Here is an 18,383-nt window from a genome sequence, read left to right as displayed (position 1 = left end):
GAGGGTCGCCGGCGGGCGGCAGCCGCTGCAGCGAAGCGAAGCGGCGAGAGCCCACGCGGTTCAGAAAAGATGAGGCTGGCGCAACACCGCCTGCAAGGCTCCACATAGCGGGCTCTCGTGCTTTCGTCGCTTCGCTCCTGCAGGCGCTGCCGCCCGCCAGCGCAAATGACGCTTCGCATCATTTGCGCTCCTTCCACTGCCCTGCTTCCTTGATCGCCTTGGCGACCTCGGGTGGCATGTAGTTCTCGTCGTGCTTGGCCAGGACCTCGCGGGCGACGAACACGCCATCGGGCCCTAGCGAGCCCTCAGCGATCACACCTTGGCCTTCGCGGAAGAGATCGGGCAACAGGCCGCTGTAGACGACGGCAATCGTCTTGTGCGTGTCGGTGACGGTGAAACGGATCTCCTGTCCGTTCTTCTTCACGCTGCCCATCTCGACCAAACCGCCCAGTCGGAACCGGCGTTCTTGAGGGATGGTCTTCTCGGCGACCTGGCTCGGCGAATAGAAGAAGACGAGGTTGTCGTTCAGCGCCGTCAGCACCAACGCCACCGCAGCGCCGAGCACGGCGAGCGAGCCCACCAGCATCCACAGCCGCTTGCGCTTGGGTGTCATCTCTTCCGGTCCAGGCCGCGCGCGGCCAGTTCGCGGCGCACCTTGGCGCGCGCACTCAGTGAAGCGATGGTAAGCCCACCCAGCACGATGAGCACCACGAGATACGCCGAAAGGATGAAGACGCCGTAGCTGCTCATGCGCTCTGGTCCGCGATCTCGAGCCGCCGCCGATCGATCTCGGTCTCGGTGCGTACCAGCACCAGCACGATGAACAGCAGCAGGAACGAACCCGCCATCCAGAGCAGCGGCATCAGGATCGCGGGATGGATGGCCGGCGCATCGAGCCGCGTGATCGAGGCGGGCTGGTGCAGCGTGTTCCACCAATCGACCGAGAACTTGATGATCGGCAGGTTGATGACGCCGACCAGCGCCAGGATGGCAGCGGCGCGATCGCCGCGGTCGGGATCGTCGTAGGCGCGGCTCAAGGCGATGTGGCCGAGATAGAGGAAGAACAGCAGCAGCATCGAGGTGAGCCGCGCATCCCACACCCAGTAGGTGCCCCACATCGGCCGGCCCCACAGCGAGCCGGTGAGCAGGCAGACCAGCGCGAAGCAGGCGCCGACCGGCGCGGTGGCGCGCGCCATCAGGGCGGCCAGCGGATGGCGCCAGACCAGCAGCGAGGCGCCAAGCACCGCCAGCAGCGCGTAGCCCGCCATCGACAGCCAAGCGGACGGCACATGCACGAACATGATGCGCACCGTCTCGCCCTGCTGGTAGTCGGGCGGCGACTGCAGCAGCGCAAGATAGAGGCCGACCGCGAAACTGAGCACAGTCGCGAGCGTGAGCCCCGGCAGCACGCGCTGGCTGAAGCGGCGGAAGCGCGCCGGGTTGGCGAGGAAATGCAGGTCGGCCATTTCGCCCTGTGTCGGTCCCTGGGAGGTTTTTGTCTATTCGCCAGCCTGCCGCAAGGCGGCGGCCATGGCCCATGGGGTGGTGGCCAGCGCAACCAGCGCCAGGGCTGCGAGAATGGCGATATGGGCCAGGAGGTCCTCCCCGGTCATCAGGGTTTCGATGGCCGAGGCGCCGAAGATCAGCGTCGGCACGCAGAGCGGCAGGGCCAGCAAAGCCAGCAAGGCGCCGCCGCGGCGGGCGCCGAGCGTCAGGGCCGCGGCCAGGCCGCCGATCAGGGACAGGGTGGGCGTGCCAACCAGCAGGGTCGCGGCGAGCGCCACCAGAGCGCCGGGAGGCAACCCGAACGTGACCCCGAGCAGGGGCGCCAAGACAGCCAATGGCAGGCCGGTCACAATCCAGTGAGCGGCGCACTTGGCCAGCGCCGCGAGCTCGAGCGGCCAGGGCGCCAGCAGCAGGAGGTCGAGAGAGCCGTCCTCGTAGTCGGCGGCGAACAATCGATCGAGCGACAGCATCGAGGCGAACAGCGCCGTGCACCAAAGCACGCCCGCGGCGATGCGCGCCAGGATGTTGGCCGCTGGGCCGATGCCCAGCGGAAACAGCACCGTCGCCACGATGAAGAAGGCGAGCACGACGGCGACGTCGCCCGGACGCCGCCAGACCAGCCGCAGGTCGCGCGACAGCAGAGCGAGGAAGCCGCTCATCCGGCAAGCTCGAAGGTACGCGCACCCGCAACACCGAGATCGGCATGCGTTGCCGCGATCGCCAAGCCGCCACCGGCAAGATGATTTTGCAGAACGCTGCGAAAGGCCTGCTGCGCCGGGGCATCCAGTGCGTTCAGCGGCTCGTCGAGCAGCCATAGCGGCGCCTGGGTCAGCAACACGCGCGCGAGGGCGGTGCGGCGGCGTTGGCCGGCCGACAGCGTGCGCACCGCGCGATGTGCGAGCGCGTTGAGATCGAAGGCGACCAGAGCGAGATCCAGGCGATCATCGGCAGCGGGCCGGTCACGCAATCGCTCGGCACCCAAAAGGTTCTCGCAGACTGTCAGGTCGCCCTTCAGGCCATCGAGATGGCCAAGCCAAGCCAAGCGCCCGCGCCATGTCTCGGGATCGTCCTGCACGTCGCTGCCTTGCCAGCGGATCGTGCCGGCCTCAGGTCGCACCAACAGCGCCAGCGCGCGCAGGAGCGTGGTCTTGCCGCTGCCGTTGCGGCCGGTCAGCGCCAGAAGCTCGCCGGCGCCGAGCGCGAAGGAGAGACGTTCGAAGACCGGCCTGCCGCCGCGGCGGCAAGCAAGATCCGCCACATCGAGGAGAGTGGGCGCCATGCGACGCCCTCGTAGCATGCTGAAAAGAAAAAGGCCGTCTTCTCGGGGGAGAGTGAGAAGACGGCCTAAGCGCCTCCGAAGAGGCTAGAACGTGGCTTTGGGGGGACCACGTTCGGGGGAGATACAAAGCGAAGATGGAAACCCCCGATGGCCGTCGCTAGACCCAAATGGGGCCAAAGTGTGATTTTTCAATCACACACAGTGATGGTGCGAATTAGGAAAATTAGGCGTCGAATCAATATGTTGTCCGACCGACGCCGAACACGTGTCAGCCGTAGGGATCAGCGGCGTCACGCATGCCGTCGCCCATGAATTGATAGGCGAGGATGACCAGGATCACCGGGATTACGGGCAGCATCAGCCACCAGTTCACGGCGACGACATTGATGTCGGTCGCCTCGTTCAGCAGCACGCCCCACGAGGTGATCGGCGGCCTGAGGCCAAGGCCCAGGAAGCTCAAGGCCGTCTCGGCCAGGATCATCGAGGGAATGGAAAGCGTGGCCGAGGCGATGAGATGGCTCATGAAGCCCGGTAGCAGATGGCGGCCGATGATACGGCCGGGCTTGGCGCCCATCATCTGCGCGGCGGCGGCGTAGTCCTCCTCGCGCAACGACAGGAGCTTGGAACGCACGGCGCGTCCCAGGCCCGGCCAGTCGAGCAGCGCCAGGATGAGGGTGATGCCGAAATAGACCAGCAATGGCGACCAGGTGACGGGCAGCGCCGCCGACAGCGCCAGCCACAACGGCAGATGCGGGAAGCTCTTGATGATCTCGGTGATGCGCTGGACGACGTTGTCGACCCAGCCGCCGTAATAGCCCGCCAGTCCGCCCAGGATCAGGGCCAGCGCGAAGGAGAGCGCGATGCCGATGATGCCGATGGTGAGCGAGATGCGCGCGGCATAGACGATGCGGCTGAACATGTCGCGACCCAATCGGTCTGTGCCCAGCCAGAAGAAGTGCCCGCCCTCCGGCGGGCAAACGAAATGGAAGCTGCCCTCGATCAGACCCCAGAACTCGTAGGAATCGCCCAGGCAGAAGAAGCGCAATTGCTGCGGCCGGGCCGTGTCGGCCGTGTAGACGCGCTGCAGGGTCTCCATGTCGCGCGTGGTCTTGACCGCGTAGACGAACGGCCCGAGGAACTGGCCCTCATGGATGAAATGGACGCGCTGCGGCGGCGCGAAGATGTAGGCCGAGTGGCGGGTGTGCAGATCGTAGGGCGCGATGAACTCGCTGATCACGGTCGAGAAGTACATCAGCGCCAGGAAGACCGCCGAGACCACAGCCGGCCGATGGCGGCGGAAGCGCCACCACATCAGCTTCCACTGGCCGGCCATGTAGTACTTTTCCTGCTCGGCCGTCAGGCGCTCGGAGACGTAGGGATCCCACGGCTCCTTGTTGACGAAGTGGTCCGAGCGCGGCCTCGGAGCGCCTGAGGGGGGCGAAGGTGTGATCTGGTCGGTCATGGCGCGCCCCTATTTCTCCGAGGTTGCGCCGAAGCGGATGCGCGGATCGAGTGCGGCCAGCGCAAGGTCCGAGATCAGCATGCCGATCACGGTCAACGTCGCCACGAACAACAGGAAGGTGGCGGCGAGATTGACGTCCTGGGTTTTCAGCGCACCCAGCAGCATCGGGCCGGTGGTAGGCAGCGACAGCACGACCGAGACGATGACCGAGCCCGAGATCACGTCCGGCAGCAGCCCGCCGATGTCGGCCACGAACGGGTTTATGGCGTGGCGCAGCGGATACTTGATGAGGAGTCGCAGCGGCGGCAGGCCCTTGGCGCGGCCGGTGACGACGTACTGCTTCTGCAGCTCGTCGAGCAGATTGGCGCGCAGGCGGCGGATCATGCCGGCGGTGCCCGACATGCCGATCACGATCACCGGGATGATGAGGTGCTGCATGACCGATACGACCTTGCCCCAGCTCATCGGCTGGTCGATGTACTCGGGATCCATCAGACCGCCGATCGACAGGCCGAAATAGACCTTGCCGACATAGAGCAGCACCAGCGCCAGCAGGAAGTTCGGCACCGAGAGTCCGATGAAGCCGATGAACGAGGCGACGTAGTCGCCGAGCTTGTACTGGTGGGTCGCGGCATAGACGCCGATCACGAAGGACACGACCCAGATGAAGACGATGGTGCACGATTCCATGATGATGGTCAGCGCCATCCGTTCGCCGATCAGCTCGCGCACCGGCACGGTGTCCTGGCAGGAAAGCCCGAAGTCCCAGCGGAAGATGCCCGCGACCCATTCGAGGTAGCGCTGCCACAGCGGGTCGTTGAGGTTGTACATCGCGCGCAGCTCATCGGCGCGGCGCAGCGCGTCGGGATCGCCGCGCGACAGGAGCTCGTCGACCTGGGCGGTGACGCAGTCGCCGGGCGGCAGGTCGATGATGAAGTAGACCAGCGCACTGATGATGAACAGCGTCGGGATCATCAGCAGCACACGCCGAACGATGAAGCGCAGCATGGCTAGAGTCCTCCCCGCGCGACACGCACGTAGTGGCCGGGCGTGGTCTCCGTCCAGAACACCTGGTTGGTGGGATCGTCTCGGAACGGCTCGGGCCAGGCGCTCGGGTCGGAAGCCTTGCCTTCCATCAGCGCGCCGAGGTCGAGGCGGGCGTCGGGATCGGGCATTGGCACCGCCGAGAGCAGCGCCTTGGTGTAGGGATGCAGCGGATTGCGAAACAGCTCGCCCGCCGGCGCCATCTCGACCAGGCGGCCGGCGCACATCACGGCGATGCGGTCGGCGATGTAATCGACCACCGCGAGATTGTGCGAGATGAACATGTAGGTGAGGCCGAGCTGCTTCTGCAGGTCCTTGAGCAGATTGAGGATCTGCGCCTGGATCGACACGTCGAGGGCCGATACCGGCTCGTCGCAGATCACCATGTCGGGCCTGAGCGCCAGCGCACGGGCAATGCCGATCCTCTGGCGCTGGCCGCCGGAGAAGGAGTGAGGATAGCGGCTGAGGTGGCGGCGATCGAGCCCGACCATCTCCATCAGCTCGCTCACCATCTCCCGGCGATAGGCGTCGTCGCCGATCTTATGAATGATCAGCGGCTCGACCAGGATGTCGTAGACCGTCATGCGCGGGTTCAGCGAGCCGAACGGGTCCTGGAAGATGAACTGCAGCTTGGTGCGGAAGCGGTCGAGCTCGGCGCCCTCGAGCGACAGCACGTCGATCTTGCGGCCCCAATCGTCGAAAACGACGCGGCCGGTGCCTTCGTTGGGGTCGGCCGAGATGCCACGCATAAGGATCTTGCTGAGCGTGGTCTTGCCGCAGCCCGATTCGCCGACCAGGCCGAGGCACTCGTTGCGCTCGACGTCGAAGCTCACATCGTTGACGGCGCGCACGGTGCGCGTGGTGCCGCCGCCGGTCAGCTGCTCGAACAGGGTATCGGCCTTGCGGATCCTGAAGGTCTTGGAGAGGTGGCGGACCTTCAGCACCGGCGCCTTGGCATTGAAGGTCTCGGTCGGCTTGGAGACCGCCTTCTCCTTCAACAGATGGCCCGTCGCCGCGGTGATCTCGCGGATCGGCACCAGCCGTTCGCCGGGCGCCATGTCGAAGCGCGGCACGGCGTGCAGCAGCGCCTTCAGGTAGGCATGCTGGGGATCACGGAAGATGTCGCGCAGGTCGCCTGATTCGACGACCTTGCCGCGGTACATCACCACGACGTCGTCGGCGACGTTGGCGACCACGCCGAGATCGTGGGTGATCATCAGCAGCGCCATGCCGAGCTCGGCCTGCAGGTCCTTCATGAGGCGCAGGATCTGCGCCTGGATGGTGACATCGAGCGCGGTCGTCGGCTCGTCGGCGATCAGCAGCGCCGGCCGGCAGACCAGGGCCATCGCGATCATGGCGCGCTGGCGCAGGCCGCCCGAGAGCTCGAACGGATAGGTGCGCAGCGCCCGCTTGGGGTCCGGGAAGCCCACCATGCGCAGCATGTCGACGGTCAGCGCCTCGATCTCGGGCCGGCTGAGCTTGCGTCCGGAGAGTTGCGCGGCTTCGTTGATCTGGTCGCCGAGCGAATGAATGTTGCTGAAATGACTGCCGCCGCCATGCAGTTCGACCGCCTCGCCGATCTGGTCGCCTACCGTGTGCAGCGCCGACAGCGAGGTCATCGGCTCCTGGAAGATGATGGAAATGGCGCCGCCGCGGATCGTGCGCATCTTCGGCCCGGCGCGATCGAGCCTGGCGATGTCGATCGGCTGGGTCCCGTTGCGCGGATCGTTGAACAGGATGGAGCCCGACGAGATGGTCGCGGTGCGCGGCAGCAGGCCCATGATGGCCTGGCTGCACACCGACTTGCCCGAGCCCGATTCGCCCACCAGCGCCAGTGTACCGCCGGGCGGCAGGCTGAACGACACGTGGTCGACGGCGCGCAACGTGCCCTCGTGGACTCCGAAGTCGACGGTCAGCTCCTTGACGCGCAGCAGCTCTTTCATACTTTTTCTTCCTGCCCCGCCACCGAGATGCCCATCGCCTTGAGATTGGCCCGCGTCGTCTCGCTCAACGGCAGACCCGTCGTCTCGGCAGCATGCGCCGCGCGTTCGACGACATCATGGAAGCCGTCGAGCGAGGAATCGAGCTTGATCATGCGGCCACCCGCCGAGCCGACGCTGAGTTGCATCCAGCCGTCGCTGCGATCGCGCTTGGTCGAGAAGTAGCTGAGCTTCAGCCGGTCGAGCCGGTTCCATTCCACCATGGTGCCGGCCGGACCGTCGGCGCAGAGCGTGTCGGGCCCCAGCACGTAGCGGGTGTGATGGCGCAAGGCGGTGCGCGCCAGGAACACGGCGAACAGCAGGAAGCCCAGCAGCAGAATCAGCGCCAGCCAGCGATTGACGTCGAGCAGCAGCAACGGCGCGCCGCACAGCAGCACCCCCGCCGTGGCGCGCCCATAGTCAGCCAGCAGGGTCTGACGCGGATAGCGCAGATCGGCTGAACTCAACCGCGGTCCTCCCCTGTTGCAAACAATTTATGTGCCGGTCGGACGCGAAGTCCGGGCATTTTCAGTGCTCTTTCCCATATCGACCTTAGGAAATCCCACGCCCCGCCGTCCATCGCAAGATGGTGACTGAGCACGCCCACCGGCTCGCCAGATATACGCGCCTGGGCCAGCGCCGAAACGAGTGCGCCCAATGCCGCCGCCTCGCCGACAAAACCGCCGCCGCCCTTCCAGTTAATCAGGTCGACGTGAGTATTGACCTCGAGAAGCCCCCTCACCGGGTAGGTGCGCCGGCGCGCGCCGAATGTCGAGAGCCCGGTAAAGCCGATCTCAGGCAAGGTCGGCACGAGAACCGGCGCGATGCGGTTCCAGGGCGGCACCATCACCGGCAGCGGCCGCGCGCCGAACAGCCGTTCGAGCGCCATGCGGCCGGTGCCCAGCTCGCCCAGCACCAGCATGGCCGGCCGCTCGGTGCCCAGCTCGACCTTCTTGTCGCCCAACGTCGCGTGATTGACGTGCGCGTAACCGTGCTGCAGCAGATCGACGCCCGGCTCGCCCGCCAGCCGGTCGGCAAGAGCCTCCGTCGCCTTCGCCGGCACGACAGCCAGCGCCAACGGCGCGCCGCTGTCGCGATGGATCGCCAGCAACCGCTCGAGCGCGGGCCCGACATCGGCGGCATCGTCGTCGCGCCACCACAAGTCAGCCACGCGGCCGGCCTGCGACCAGCGCGCTGCTTCGTCCGAAAGATCCGTCCAGGTGCTCATCTCGCCAACAGGCGTTGCAATAGCGCCGCCGCCGTCGGTCCGCCATCGGCGTCGCACGGCGGGAAGCTTTTCAACGACGGGCCGGCCAGTGCCCGACCGACGGCATCGGCCAGGCTTTGCGCGGACAGCGCGCCCGGCGCCACCACGGCCACCATGCCGCGCTCGGCCAGCGCCTGGGCGCGATCCATCTGCTCGGTCTCGCGCTCGCTGGCAAAGGGCACGAGAACGGCGCGGTCGGCACAGCACAGGGTCTCGATGGTCGTGTTGTAGCCGGCCTGGGAGATGGAGAGCGTGGCGTTGCCCAGAAGCGTCGTGAAGTCGGACCGGGCCGGTTCGACGATGACGCCTCGCTCGCGGGCGAGCGCGCCACGCTCCTGTACCGGCAGGTTCTCGCCCATCAGCAACCGCCAGGTCCGGTGGGCCAGCGCCGTTTTTGGCCGCGCGGCGATCGCGGCCTTGAGCAAAGGCGCGCCGACGGCGCCGCCGCCTACCGAGACGACGACCTCGTCCTTGCCTTCGGCGCTCTGCATCCCCTGCGCCAAATCCCGCTCCGAGACGTAACCAGTGTAGAAGGCACGCCCTTTAATGCGCTCCCAGCCGGCAAAACTTCTCTCGAAAGGTACGAGGCGGGGATCGCCGTGGATCAGCACGGCGTCGAAGCGATCCAGGAGCGCCACCGCCTCGTCGACCCTTTCAGGTCCGGCGCGCCGCACCACGTCGCGCACCGAGCAGGCGATCAACGGCCGCTTCGGCAGACTGCGGGAGGCCTCCAGAAGCGGCAGCAATTCGAAACGCAATCGCGTGCGGCCGAAGGGGAATTGCTCGGTGAGCACGACATCCGGCGCTTCGGCATGCAGCAGGTCGAGCAGCGCCTCGGTGCGCTGGCGTTGGAAGGCCTCGTCGACCGGACTGCCATCGAGGCGAGCGAGATCGCGCAGGCTCGCATCGGCGGCGCGCAGCGGTGGGAGCTGGTGGAAACGAACCCCATCCAGCGCCAAGCCTTCGACCGGCGCGCCGCCGGAAACCAGCAGCACGTCGAAGCCGCCGGCCACGAGCGCGCGCGCCAGCACGGCGGCGCGGCGCAGATGGCCGATGCCTAAAAGGTGCTGCACATAGAAGAAGACGCGGCTCATAGCGGCACGTTGAGGCGGTCGAGCGACACGCGGCCGTCGGCATGGGCCGAGAAGAAATGCAGGCAGCGCCAGTCGAGCTTGTACGGCGGCCGGCCCATCATGTCCCAACCGGTGGCGAGCGCCAGCAGAGCGCGGATCGTGGCCTTGTGCGACACCGCGACGACGGGCTGCCCGCTGGCCGCGACCGACGCCGTCCAGCGGCCGATGCGGGCCATCGCAGCGCGCGGCGATTCCCCACCGGGCGGCTGGAAGTCCAATCCCTTGTTCTCGGCGGCGACGAACGCCGCGCCGACGCTCTCGCGCAGCTCGGCGATGGTATGGCCTTCCCAGGTGCCGAAGCTCATCTCGCGTAGCGCCGAATCGATGACGACCGGCGCCGACGGCTGCAGCAGCTCGGCGGTGCGACGGGCACGCTGCAACGGGCTGCTGAGCCGTTTCCAGCCGTCGGCCGGCGACGGCAGGCGCCACGTCCGGGCATCGGCTTCGCCGGCAGCGTTGAGCGGGGTATCGGTGAGGCCCTGCAGCCGGCGTTCGACGTTCCAGTCGGTGCTGGCATGGCGCAGCACGGCGAAGGGCACGCTCATCGCAGCCTCGCCAAGGCCGCAGCCAGGGCATGGGCGGCGGCGCGTTCGTCATGCCGGGCATTTACTCGCGCGCGCGCTGCCTTGCCGAGCTGCAGGCGCGCTTTGGCGTCGTCGAGCAGCCGCGCCGTTGCCGCGGCAAACGCGGCGGCATCGCCGATCGGTGTCAGGACGCCGGTGACGCCGTCGGCCACCACCGCCGGCACGCCGCCGGTGCGGCCGGCGACGACGGGCAGGCCTGCCGCCTGGGCTTCAAGGAAGGCCATGCCATAGGCTTCGTTGATCGCGGGCCACAGGTAAAGGTCGGCCGACGCATAGAGGGACGGCAGATCGGTGTGCGCCACGGCACCGGCAAAGCGCACTCGCTCGCCCAACGGGGTCATCATCGCTTCGACCTCGCCGCGCGCCGGCCCGTCGCCGACCAACAGGGCCCGCCAAGGCCTGTCCTTCAAGCGGCCAAGCGCGTCGGCGAGCACGCGATAGGATTCGAGCTTGTCGCGCGTGCGCATCATGCCGACGCTCAGCAACAGCGGCGGATCGTTGACGGCGCGCGTCATCGGCGCGAACGGCCGCGTATCGATGAAAGGCGGCAGCCAGGCCTGGCGCGCGCCCGGCCGCAGGCGCGCCTTCACGCCGGCGACGTCGCGCGGATTGACCGTCAGCACCAGGTCGGCGGCGGCCAGCGCGCGCTCGACGGCGCGGTGGCCGAGACGTGTCGGCCCGTGGGCGCGGCGCGGCGCGTGCGAGGCCTCGACCAGCGCATAAGGCACACCGAGCGCGCGGGTCACGCTAGGGCCCAGCCAGTCGGGCTTGCGGTAGTAGCAGTGATAGGTGAGCCAGAGATCGAAGCGCTCGGGATGGTGCGTCGGCAACGCGCGCCAGCGCGCGATCAGTCGTTGCGCCTGCGTCCGTGCGCGCCGTTCGAGCGCAAGGTGATCCTGCGGCGCAGGCACGCCCGGAGCGACGCGGCTCAACGCCGGCATCACCACGGTGTGGCCGAGCCGGCGCAGCAGGCGGCTGAGCCCGCGCGCCATCTCGCGATCGCCCGAGGGGATGGGACTGTCCGGTGGCTTGAGCGGCGTGTGCAACAGCACGCGCATGGATCACTCCGCGGCCCTTGCCTCCGATAGCATGGCCTCTGGCTGGACGCCCTGGCCGAGCGCCGAGGCGATCCAGTCGACGCCGGCGTCGAAGGAGAAGCGCGTGCGCACGGTCTCGGCGGCGCGGTGCGCGAGCTGCTGCCGCAGGTCGGGATGGGCGATCATGCGCGCCAGCGCAGCGGACAGCGCCTCGGGCGCGCCCGGCGGCGCCAACAGGCCGTTCTCGCCATCCTCGATGAACTCGCCGATGGCGGCAGCCCGCGTCGAGACGATGGCGAGGCCCTGGTGGGCCGCCTCCATCAGCACGTTGGGCAGACCGTCCTGGTCGCCATCAGCCGCTTTCTTGCTGGCCAGCACGAACAGGTCGGCCCGCGCCAGGGCGGCGAATACCTGCTTCTGCGGCTGGGCGCCGAGCCAGGTGCAGCGGTCGGCGATACCCAGTCGCTCGGCCTGCGCCTTCAAGAGATCGCCGAGCTCGCCCGCGCCGATATGCTCGAAGCGCCAGTGCAGCGTCTTGGGCAAGAGGGCCAGCGCGTCCAGAAGATCGCCAAACCCCTTCTTTTCGACCTTGCGGCCGATCGACAGGATGACGACGGGGTCGGCGGCATCGCTGCCGTCGCGCCGCGCCCTGAGATGCATCGGCGCCGGCAGATGGGCGAAGTCGAGGCCGTGATAGACGAGCTTCACCTTGTCCGGCCGGGTACTGAGGGCGCGCAGGCGGTCGGCGCCCATGTTGGTGCAGGTCACGGCCCAGGCGCAGTCGGCGAGCTTTTCCGCCGCCTCCCAGGGCGCGCTGGTCCAGATGTCCTTGGCATGGGCCGACACGCTCCACGGCAGGCCGCGCATCAGGGCGGCATAGCGCGTCACTGACGCGGGCGTATGCAGGAAATGGGCGTACAGCCGATCGATACTGGCCGGCAACTCGGCCGCCAGCACCAGCGCCTGGCCCCAGCGGCGCAGCCGGTTGGCCGACGGATCGCGCCGCAGATCGGCCAGGAACCGCGCGCGCGACGTCGCATAGCCCGGCAGGCGCCGCGCCTTCAGCCAGCCCGCCCAGACGCGGCTCGGGTCGTCCTTCAGATACTCCGGCAGATAGACCACGCGTCCCTGCACGCGATCATGCACGGGATGGCGATGCTTGTCGGTCGGCCGGCGCAGCGACCAGATCTCCAGCGCCACGCCGCGCGCCTCGAGGCCGGCGATCTCCTGGGCGATGAAGGTCTCGGACAGGCGCGGCCAGCCCTTGAGCACGACCGCGACACGCGCGTCGATTGGCGAAGGCATGAAGCTTCCGGCGATCAGGTCCTGGCGCGTGCCGGAGGCACGGCCGGCGGTGCAGGCTCCGGTTCGCTCCACATCGCTTCGAGTGGCGCCGGGCCGCGATGAGGATGGGCGAGCTGCTTGGCGACGAGGCGCCAGACATTGGGAAGCCCGTCGAGCAGGCCGGGCACGACGACATCGCTCGGCAGGCCTTGCTGCGGCAGCTGCCTCAGCGCCGTCGCCATGGCATGGGGATCGCGGCCGCGATCGGCGTCGAGCATCTCGATCAGGCCGACATTGCGCGCGGCGCGGGCGCGGATGAACTGTTCCAGGCGCGGCCGGGTGCGCGGCACGATGATCGCCTTCTTGTCGAACGACAGGATCTCGCAGAAGGTGTTGTAGCCGCCCATCGCCACCACGCCTGCCGCGCGCTTCATCAGGGCGCCGAGATTGTTGGTGAAGGTGAGCGTGCGGATGTTCTTGAACCTGGCCGACCGTTCCTTGAAGGCCTCGCGCTCGGTCGCCGACATGAAGGGACCGAACACGATCACCGCGCCGTAGGGGATGTGCGGATCTGCTTCGTAGGCTGCCAGCACCCAGTCGATCAGGTCGGCGCCGTCGCCGCCGCCGCCCGCCGTCACCAGGATGAAGGGACCGTCGATTTCCTCCAGCTCGTGCGGCACGTCGCTGTGCAACGGCAGGTCGCGGCGCAGGTAGCCGGTATAGACCATCTTGTGGCGCACCGACGGCGGCACCTCGATGCCGGTCAGCGGCTTGTTGATCTGCGGCAGGCCGTAGATCCAGATCTCGTCGTAGAGGTCGCGCAACGCCGGCACGACGTTCTTGCGCTCCCATTCGGCGGCGAGGGCGGCAGGATCGTCCATGACATCGCGCAGGCCCAGCACCAGCGGCGTGCCGCGCTCTTTCAGGAGTTTCAGCGCCGGCACGACCTCGCCGCGCAGGCCGGTCGGCTCCTTGTCGACGATGAACAGGTCGGGCCGGTAGATGTCGGCCGTGTCGCGGATGATCCGGGTCCGCATCTCCAGCGTATGCTCGACGCCGACCCGGAGGTTGGCCGAGTCGTAGTCCCCGTCGATCTGCTTCACCACGCCCGGGATGCGCACGAAGTCGATACCGGACCGGAATTCATAGGAACCGATCACTGGCGAGCCCGACAGGATCAGGACCGAGACGTTGGGATCGGCCGCCACCAGGGCGTTGGCGATGGTGCGGCATCGGCTCACATGGCCGAGGCCGAAGGAGTCGTGGCTGTAGAGCAGCACACGCTTGGACCGGCTGTTAGGCATGCGAACGTCTCTCCTTGCCGAAGCGCGTCCTGCCCCGACCGGTGTATTCGGCCGGACTATGCCATACTGGGGAGGACACGCGAACCCCTGTCGCAATGCAAAATATCGAATGTAATCAAGGGCCTGATCTAATATAGAGAGTGGGGCGGCGCACCTGGGGGCTTCGACCGCGGATTTTGATGCAACGCAATCTGTTCACCTACATATGGCGGCACAGCAGGCCCGAGCAGATTGTCATCCTGGGCCTCGTGGTGCTTGCCCAGGTTTTCTATTTCATGTCGTTGACGGTGCCGAAGTCGGTCATCAACAACGGCATCCAGGGCAACGCCTTCAAGGACAGCAAGACCATCCCGTTCCTGGTCTTCGAGCTCGACCTCTCGGCCATCCTGCCCGGCAAGATCATCCGCATCTTCGACGGCTTCCAGGTCAACCAGCTCGGCTACCTGGTGACCATGAGCTTCGTCTTCCTGGGCGCCGTGATCGTGAACGGCCTGTTCAAGAAGTCGATCAACACCCAGAAGGGCCGCATGGGCGAGCGCATGCTGCGCCGCCTGCGCTACGAGCTCTACGACCGTATCCTGCGCTTCCCGCCGGCCCACTTCCGCAAGGTCAAGCAGGCCGAGCTCGCCACCATGATCAAGGACGAGGTCGAGCCGCTCGGCGGCTTCATCGGCGACGCCTTCGTCCAGCCGATGTTCCTGGGCGGCCAGGCGCTCACGGCCATCATCTTCATCATGATGCAGAACTGGCTGCTCGGGATCGTCGTCGTCGTGCTGCTGGCGGCGCAGATGGCGATCATCCCGCGCCTGCGCCGGCCGGTGCTGGTGCTCGGCCGCCTGCGCCAGATCTCGGCGCGCCAGCTTGCCGGCCGCATCGCCGAGACTGCCGACGGCGTGCATGAGATCCACATCCATGGCGCCGCCAACTACGAGCGCGCCGACATCTCCGAGAGGCTCGGCCGGATCTTCAAGATCCGCTTCGACCTCTATCAGAAGAAGTTCGTCGCCAAGTTCTGGAACAACATCCTGTCGCAGGCGACGCCGTTCGCCATCTTCCTGATCGGCGGCTACTTCGCGATCACCGGCCAGATGGATGTCGGCGCCGTGGTCGGCGTGCTGCTGGCCTACAAGGACCTGCCCTCGCCGATCAAGGAGCTGATCGACTGGGACCAGCAGCGCCAGGACGTGCAGATCAAGTACGAGCAGGTGATCGACCAGTTCCAGCCCGAGGGCATGATGCCCGAGGCGCTGCAGGCGATTCCCGACGGCCCGCCCCCGCCGCTCGGCCGCGAGCTGGCCCTGGCCGGCGTCACGGTCTCTGAAGACGGCCGCGTAAAGCAGCTCGACAGCGTGTCGATGGTCCTGCCGACCTGCAGCAAGCTCGCCGTAATCGGCGGCTCGAGCTCGGGCAAGGACGTGCTGGGCCAGGTGCTGGCGCGCATCACCCTGCCCAGCGCCGGCTCGATCAAGATCGACGGCAGCGACTTCTTCCAGCTGCCCGAGTACGTGCTGGGCGCGCGCACCTCGTATGTGGGGCAGGAGACTTACCTGTTCCCGATCTCGGTGCGCGACAACCTGCTGTTCGGGCTGAAGATCCGGCCGATCACGCCCGCCAAGTACGACGACAAGACCCGGGCGGAGCGCGAGCTGTTCTGGAAGGAAGCCGAGCGCGCCGGCAATCCGGCACTCGATCCCACCGCCGACTGGATCGACTACGAGCTGGCCGGCGCGACCGGACCGGCCGACCTGCTGCCGCGCATCGTCGAGGCGTTGAAGCAGGTCGAGCTCGACGAGGATATCTATGCGCTCGGCCTGCGCGGCACGGTCGACCCGGCGCTGCGGCCGGATCTCGCCGAACGCATCCTGAAGGCCCGCCACGAGCTGCATGGCCGCCTGCAGGATCCGAGCTATGCCGGCCTGATCGAGACCTTCAACGGCGACCGCTACAACCGCAACCTGTCGGTCGCCGAGAACATCCTGTTCGGCACGCCGCTCGGCAAGGACTTCGCCGGCGACAACATCGCCGTCGACCCCTACATGCAGTCGGTGCTGCGGGCGACCGGCATCGACCTCGACCTGCAGCGCATGGGCCTCACCATCGCCGAGACCATGGTCGAGCTGTTCTCCGGCCTGTCGCCCGACAACCCGTTGTTCGAGCAGTACAGTTTCATCTCGGCCGACGAGCTGCCCAACGTCCGCCTGCTGCTGCAGCGCCTGGGTGGCAAGGGCATCGACGCCGTGCCCGAGGCCGATCGGCCGCGCCTGATGACCTTGCCCTTCCGCTACATCGAAGCACGCCATCGCCTGGGCCTGATCGATGCGGAGATGGAGGAGCGGCTGCTGGCGGCACGCCACGCCTTCGCCTCCAGCCTGCCCGAGCCACTCCGCGGCGCCGTCGAGTTCTACGACTTCCAACGCTACAACAGCGCCGCCACCTTGCAGGACAACATCCTGTTCGGCCGCCTGGTCTACGGCCAGGCGCAGGGCGAGCAGCGCATCGGCACGCTGACCTCCGACGTGCTGAACGAGCTTGGCCTGCACAACTCGGTGATCGAGGTCGGGCTGGAATACAATGTCGGCGTCGGCGGCAAGCGCTTGACCGCGACGCAGCGGCAGAAGCTCGGCATCGCCCGCGCCCTGATCAAGCGGCCGCAACTTCTGGTCGTCAATGAGGCGGTGGCTGCCTTCGACGGCCGCACGCAGGACAGAATCCGAGACAATATTCTGGCGACGGCGAAGAAGGACGACCGCGGGGTCGTCTGGATCGCCAACCGACCATCGCAGGCGGAGCCGTTCGAGCAGATCGTCGTTATGCAGGGTGGCAGGATCGCCGCCCAGGGCAAGCCGTCCGAGCTGGCGGCAAAAGGTGGGCTGTACGCCGAGTTGATGGCGTCGTGAGGGAATTCAGGAGGACGCGATGAACCTCAACGAAGAAGTCGAACTGCTGAAAGGCGTGCCGATCCTGTCCAAGATCGAGCCAGCCAAGCTGAAGCTGCTGGCCTTCACCAGCGAGCGCGTGAACTACGCCGAAGGCCAGGAGCTTTGCCATCAGGGCGATCCGGGCGACGCCATGTACGTCATCCTGGGCGGCGTGGCCGACGTGCTGATCGACACGCCGACTGGCCAGATCCAGGTCGCCGAGATGAAGAAGAACGATTTCCTGGGCGAGATCGCCGTCCTATGCGACGTGCCGCGCACCGCCACCATCAAGGCGCGCGAGCCGCTCAGCACGCTGAAGATCTCCAAGGACACGTTCTACCGCATGGTCGGCGAGTTCCCGACGATGGCCATCGAGATCATGCGCGAGCTGGCGCACCGCGTGGAGGACACCAACAAGAAGCTGCGCGAGGCGACGGCGAACAAGGCAGCCTGAGCAGATTCCGCAAGTGAAGCAGCATCAACATCAGCCCCTCACCCTGAGGAGCGCACGAAGTGCGCGTCTCGAAGGGTGGCAACAGCAAAGCAGGTGGCCCACCCTTCGAGACGCGGCCCGTTGGACCGCTCCTCAGGGTGAGGTGAGTTTAAACCCCCAATGAGCCGCCTCGACAGCTTCATCGCGCGCATGCAGGCGCAGCGCGACTGCCTGAATTTCCTGAAGCCCAGGATCGACGCCCTGCCCGGCCCCATCCTCGAAGTCGGGCTGGGCAACGGTCGCACCTACGACCATCTGCGCGATCTCTTTCCCGGTCGCGACATCTACGTCTTCGAGCGCAAGGTGGCGGCCCACCCCGACTGCATCCCGCCGGACGACCGGCTGTTCGTGGGCGAGGCGCGCGAAGCGATACCGAAGGCGGCGCAGCAGCTCGGCGCGACGGCGGCGCTGATCCACACCGACCTCGGCACCGGTGACCACGAAGCCAACATGGCGATGGGCAAGTGGCTCGGCCCCGCACTCGACGCGCTGGCGGGGCCGGGCGGCTACGTGCTGGCCAACCAGCCGCTCGACGTGGCGCGCTGGCGCCGCCAGCCCGAGCCGCCGGGCGTGCCGCAGGATCGGTATTTTCTCTATCGCGTTGGTTGAGTGGCCAGCCGAGATACGCGCGCACCTGACTCGCGTTCAAAGCCAAGCGGCGTATGTTGCCAGGCCAATGCTCCTCACCCCGCGCGCCTTTGTCCGTTTTCTGGACGGCCATCTCGGTCAGAGTCGGCGCATCGCGTTCATGCCGGGCGAATATACGCGGCAGATTGGTACCTTAGAGTCTGACTTGCACGAATAGAAACCGGCGCGACTGTGCCGCGGGGGTGCATGCACTGCAGGCGTCGCGTCCGAGAATTTCTGCATTTTTTGCTTTTTTGCAGGCCGGGCCGATGCCCGCCAAGCCATTGAATCCACGCCGCTTCTGGATTTTCTGCATTTCTTGCATCTTCTGCTGGCCCTCCCGCTGGACTGCACCCCGTGGGGGCGGAAGGGGCGAAGCCTCGATGCCCCTCCCGCGCGGTTTGCGCAGTTCCCGCAGTTTGCGACGTGAGAACCATGGACGTGTTCGATGCCCATTTCATCGGAG

The 18,383-nt window shown here is 67.1% G+C and carries 18 protein-coding genes; 3 read left to right on the top strand and 15 right to left on the bottom strand.

The features are described from left to right. Nucleotides 1–178: 178 nt before the first annotated feature. The 15 genes from ccmE to RSO01_RS41055 all read right to left on the bottom strand — a co-directional run bounded on the left by ccmE (nt 179) and on the right by RSO01_RS41055 (nt 13,879). The gene (ccmE, locus tag RSO01_RS41125) at nt 179–613 is read right to left on the bottom strand and encodes a cytochrome c maturation protein CcmE (protein ID WP_147156409.1); all 435 of its coding nucleotides are present in this window, start codon (nt 611–613) and stop codon (nt 179–181) included. Then, nucleotides 610–750 carry a heme exporter protein CcmD gene (ccmD, locus tag RSO01_RS41120; protein ID WP_147156408.1) on the bottom strand — a complete coding sequence of 47 codons (141 nt, stop codon included), beginning with the start codon at nt 748–750 and terminating at the stop codon, nt 610–612. The genes ccmE and ccmD overlap by 4 nt, the downstream gene beginning before the upstream one ends. Continuing rightward, a complete protein-coding gene (locus RSO01_RS41115) occupies nt 747–1,466 on the bottom strand; it encodes a heme ABC transporter permease (RefSeq protein ID WP_147156407.1) in 720 nt (239 codons plus the stop codon). The genes ccmD and RSO01_RS41115 overlap by 4 nt, the downstream gene beginning before the upstream one ends. Before the next feature lie 33 nt (nt 1,467–1,499). Then, complete coding sequence (gene ccmB / locus RSO01_RS41110) at nt 1,500–2,165, bottom strand: heme exporter protein CcmB (RefSeq protein ID WP_147156406.1); 666 nt, start codon at nt 2,163–2,165, stop codon at nt 1,500–1,502. Further along, nucleotides 2,162–2,785: a heme ABC exporter ATP-binding protein CcmA gene (gene ccmA, locus RSO01_RS41105; protein ID WP_147156405.1), complete on the bottom strand. Its 624-nt coding sequence runs from the start codon at nt 2,783–2,785 to the stop codon at nt 2,162–2,164. The genes ccmB and ccmA overlap by 4 nt, the downstream gene beginning before the upstream one ends. A 268-nt stretch (nt 2,786–3,053) precedes the next feature. Then, nucleotides 3,054–4,235, bottom strand: coding sequence for an ABC transporter permease (locus RSO01_RS41100; protein WP_170303749.1), 1,182 nt, complete (start codon nt 4,233–4,235; stop codon nt 3,054–3,056). 21 nt (nt 4,236–4,256) lie between these two features. Further along, nucleotides 4,257–5,255 carry an ABC transporter permease gene (locus tag RSO01_RS41095; RefSeq protein WP_147156403.1) on the bottom strand — a complete coding sequence of 333 codons (999 nt, stop codon included), beginning with the start codon at nt 5,253–5,255 and terminating at the stop codon, nt 4,257–4,259. 2 nt (nt 5,256–5,257) lie between these two features. Beyond that, nucleotides 5,258–7,234 carry a dipeptide ABC transporter ATP-binding protein gene (locus RSO01_RS41090; RefSeq protein ID WP_147156402.1) on the bottom strand — a complete coding sequence of 659 codons (1,977 nt, stop codon included), beginning with the start codon at nt 7,232–7,234 and terminating at the stop codon, nt 5,258–5,260. Then, the gene (locus tag RSO01_RS41085; RefSeq protein ID WP_147156401.1) at nt 7,231–7,737 is read right to left on the bottom strand and encodes a hypothetical protein; all 507 of its coding nucleotides are present in this window, start codon (nt 7,735–7,737) and stop codon (nt 7,231–7,233) included. The genes RSO01_RS41090 and RSO01_RS41085 overlap by 4 nt, the downstream gene beginning before the upstream one ends. After that, the gene (locus RSO01_RS41080) at nt 7,734–8,498 is read right to left on the bottom strand and encodes a polysaccharide deacetylase family protein (protein WP_147156400.1); all 765 of its coding nucleotides are present in this window, start codon (nt 8,496–8,498) and stop codon (nt 7,734–7,736) included. The genes RSO01_RS41085 and RSO01_RS41080 overlap by 4 nt, the downstream gene beginning before the upstream one ends. Beyond that, nucleotides 8,495–9,631, bottom strand: a complete 1,137-nt coding sequence (locus tag RSO01_RS41075) for a glycosyltransferase family protein (RefSeq protein WP_147156399.1) — start codon at nt 9,629–9,631, stop codon at nt 8,495–8,497. Before RSO01_RS41075 ends, RSO01_RS41080 begins: the two co-directional genes overlap by 4 nt. Beyond that, nucleotides 9,628–10,215 carry a histidine phosphatase family protein gene (locus RSO01_RS41070; protein ID WP_147156398.1) on the bottom strand — a complete coding sequence of 196 codons (588 nt, stop codon included), beginning with the start codon at nt 10,213–10,215 and terminating at the stop codon, nt 9,628–9,630. The genes RSO01_RS41075 and RSO01_RS41070 overlap by 4 nt, the downstream gene beginning before the upstream one ends. Continuing rightward, on the bottom strand, nt 10,212–11,312 hold the full coding sequence (locus RSO01_RS41065) for a glycosyltransferase family 4 protein (protein ID WP_147156397.1): 1,101 nt from the start codon (nt 11,310–11,312) through the stop codon (nt 10,212–10,214). Before RSO01_RS41065 ends, RSO01_RS41070 begins: the two co-directional genes overlap by 4 nt. Nucleotides 11,313–11,315: 3 nt before the next feature. Beyond that, the gene (locus tag RSO01_RS41060) at nt 11,316–12,596 is read right to left on the bottom strand and encodes a glycosyltransferase family 4 protein (protein WP_147156396.1); all 1,281 of its coding nucleotides are present in this window, start codon (nt 12,594–12,596) and stop codon (nt 11,316–11,318) included. Nucleotides 12,597–12,610: 14 nt separating this feature from the next. Further along, nucleotides 12,611–13,879 carry a glycosyltransferase family protein gene (locus RSO01_RS41055; RefSeq protein WP_147156395.1) on the bottom strand — a complete coding sequence of 423 codons (1,269 nt, stop codon included), beginning with the start codon at nt 13,877–13,879 and terminating at the stop codon, nt 12,611–12,613. A gap of 179 nt (nt 13,880–14,058) precedes the next feature. On the opposite strand from RSO01_RS41055, the gene RSO01_RS41050 reads away from it, so the two are divergent. The 3 genes from RSO01_RS41050 to RSO01_RS41040 all read left to right on the top strand — a co-directional run bounded on the left by RSO01_RS41050 (nt 14,059) and on the right by RSO01_RS41040 (nt 17,899). After that, nucleotides 14,059–16,776 carry an ABC transporter transmembrane domain-containing protein gene (locus RSO01_RS41050; RefSeq protein WP_147156394.1) on the top strand — a complete coding sequence of 906 codons (2,718 nt, stop codon included), beginning with the start codon at nt 14,059–14,061 and terminating at the stop codon, nt 16,774–16,776. Nucleotides 16,777–16,795: 19 nt separating this feature from the next. Further along, nucleotides 16,796–17,251, top strand: coding sequence for a cyclic nucleotide-binding domain-containing protein (locus RSO01_RS41045; protein ID WP_147156393.1), 456 nt, complete (start codon nt 16,796–16,798; stop codon nt 17,249–17,251). Nucleotides 17,252–17,410: 159 nt separating this feature from the next. Continuing rightward, nucleotides 17,411–17,899 carry a class I SAM-dependent methyltransferase gene (locus RSO01_RS41040; protein WP_147156392.1) on the top strand — a complete coding sequence of 163 codons (489 nt, stop codon included), beginning with the start codon at nt 17,411–17,413 and terminating at the stop codon, nt 17,897–17,899. Nucleotides 17,900–18,383 lie beyond the last annotated feature (484 nt).

Origin of the sequence: Reyranella soli (genome assembly GCF_007992495.1) — a bacterium.
GTDB classification, from domain to species: Bacteria; Pseudomonadota; Alphaproteobacteria; order Reyranellales; family Reyranellaceae; genus Reyranella; species Reyranella soli.
The sequence above is the reverse complement of the archived record's forward strand: the minus strand, read 5'-3'. Positions and strand labels throughout refer to the sequence as shown.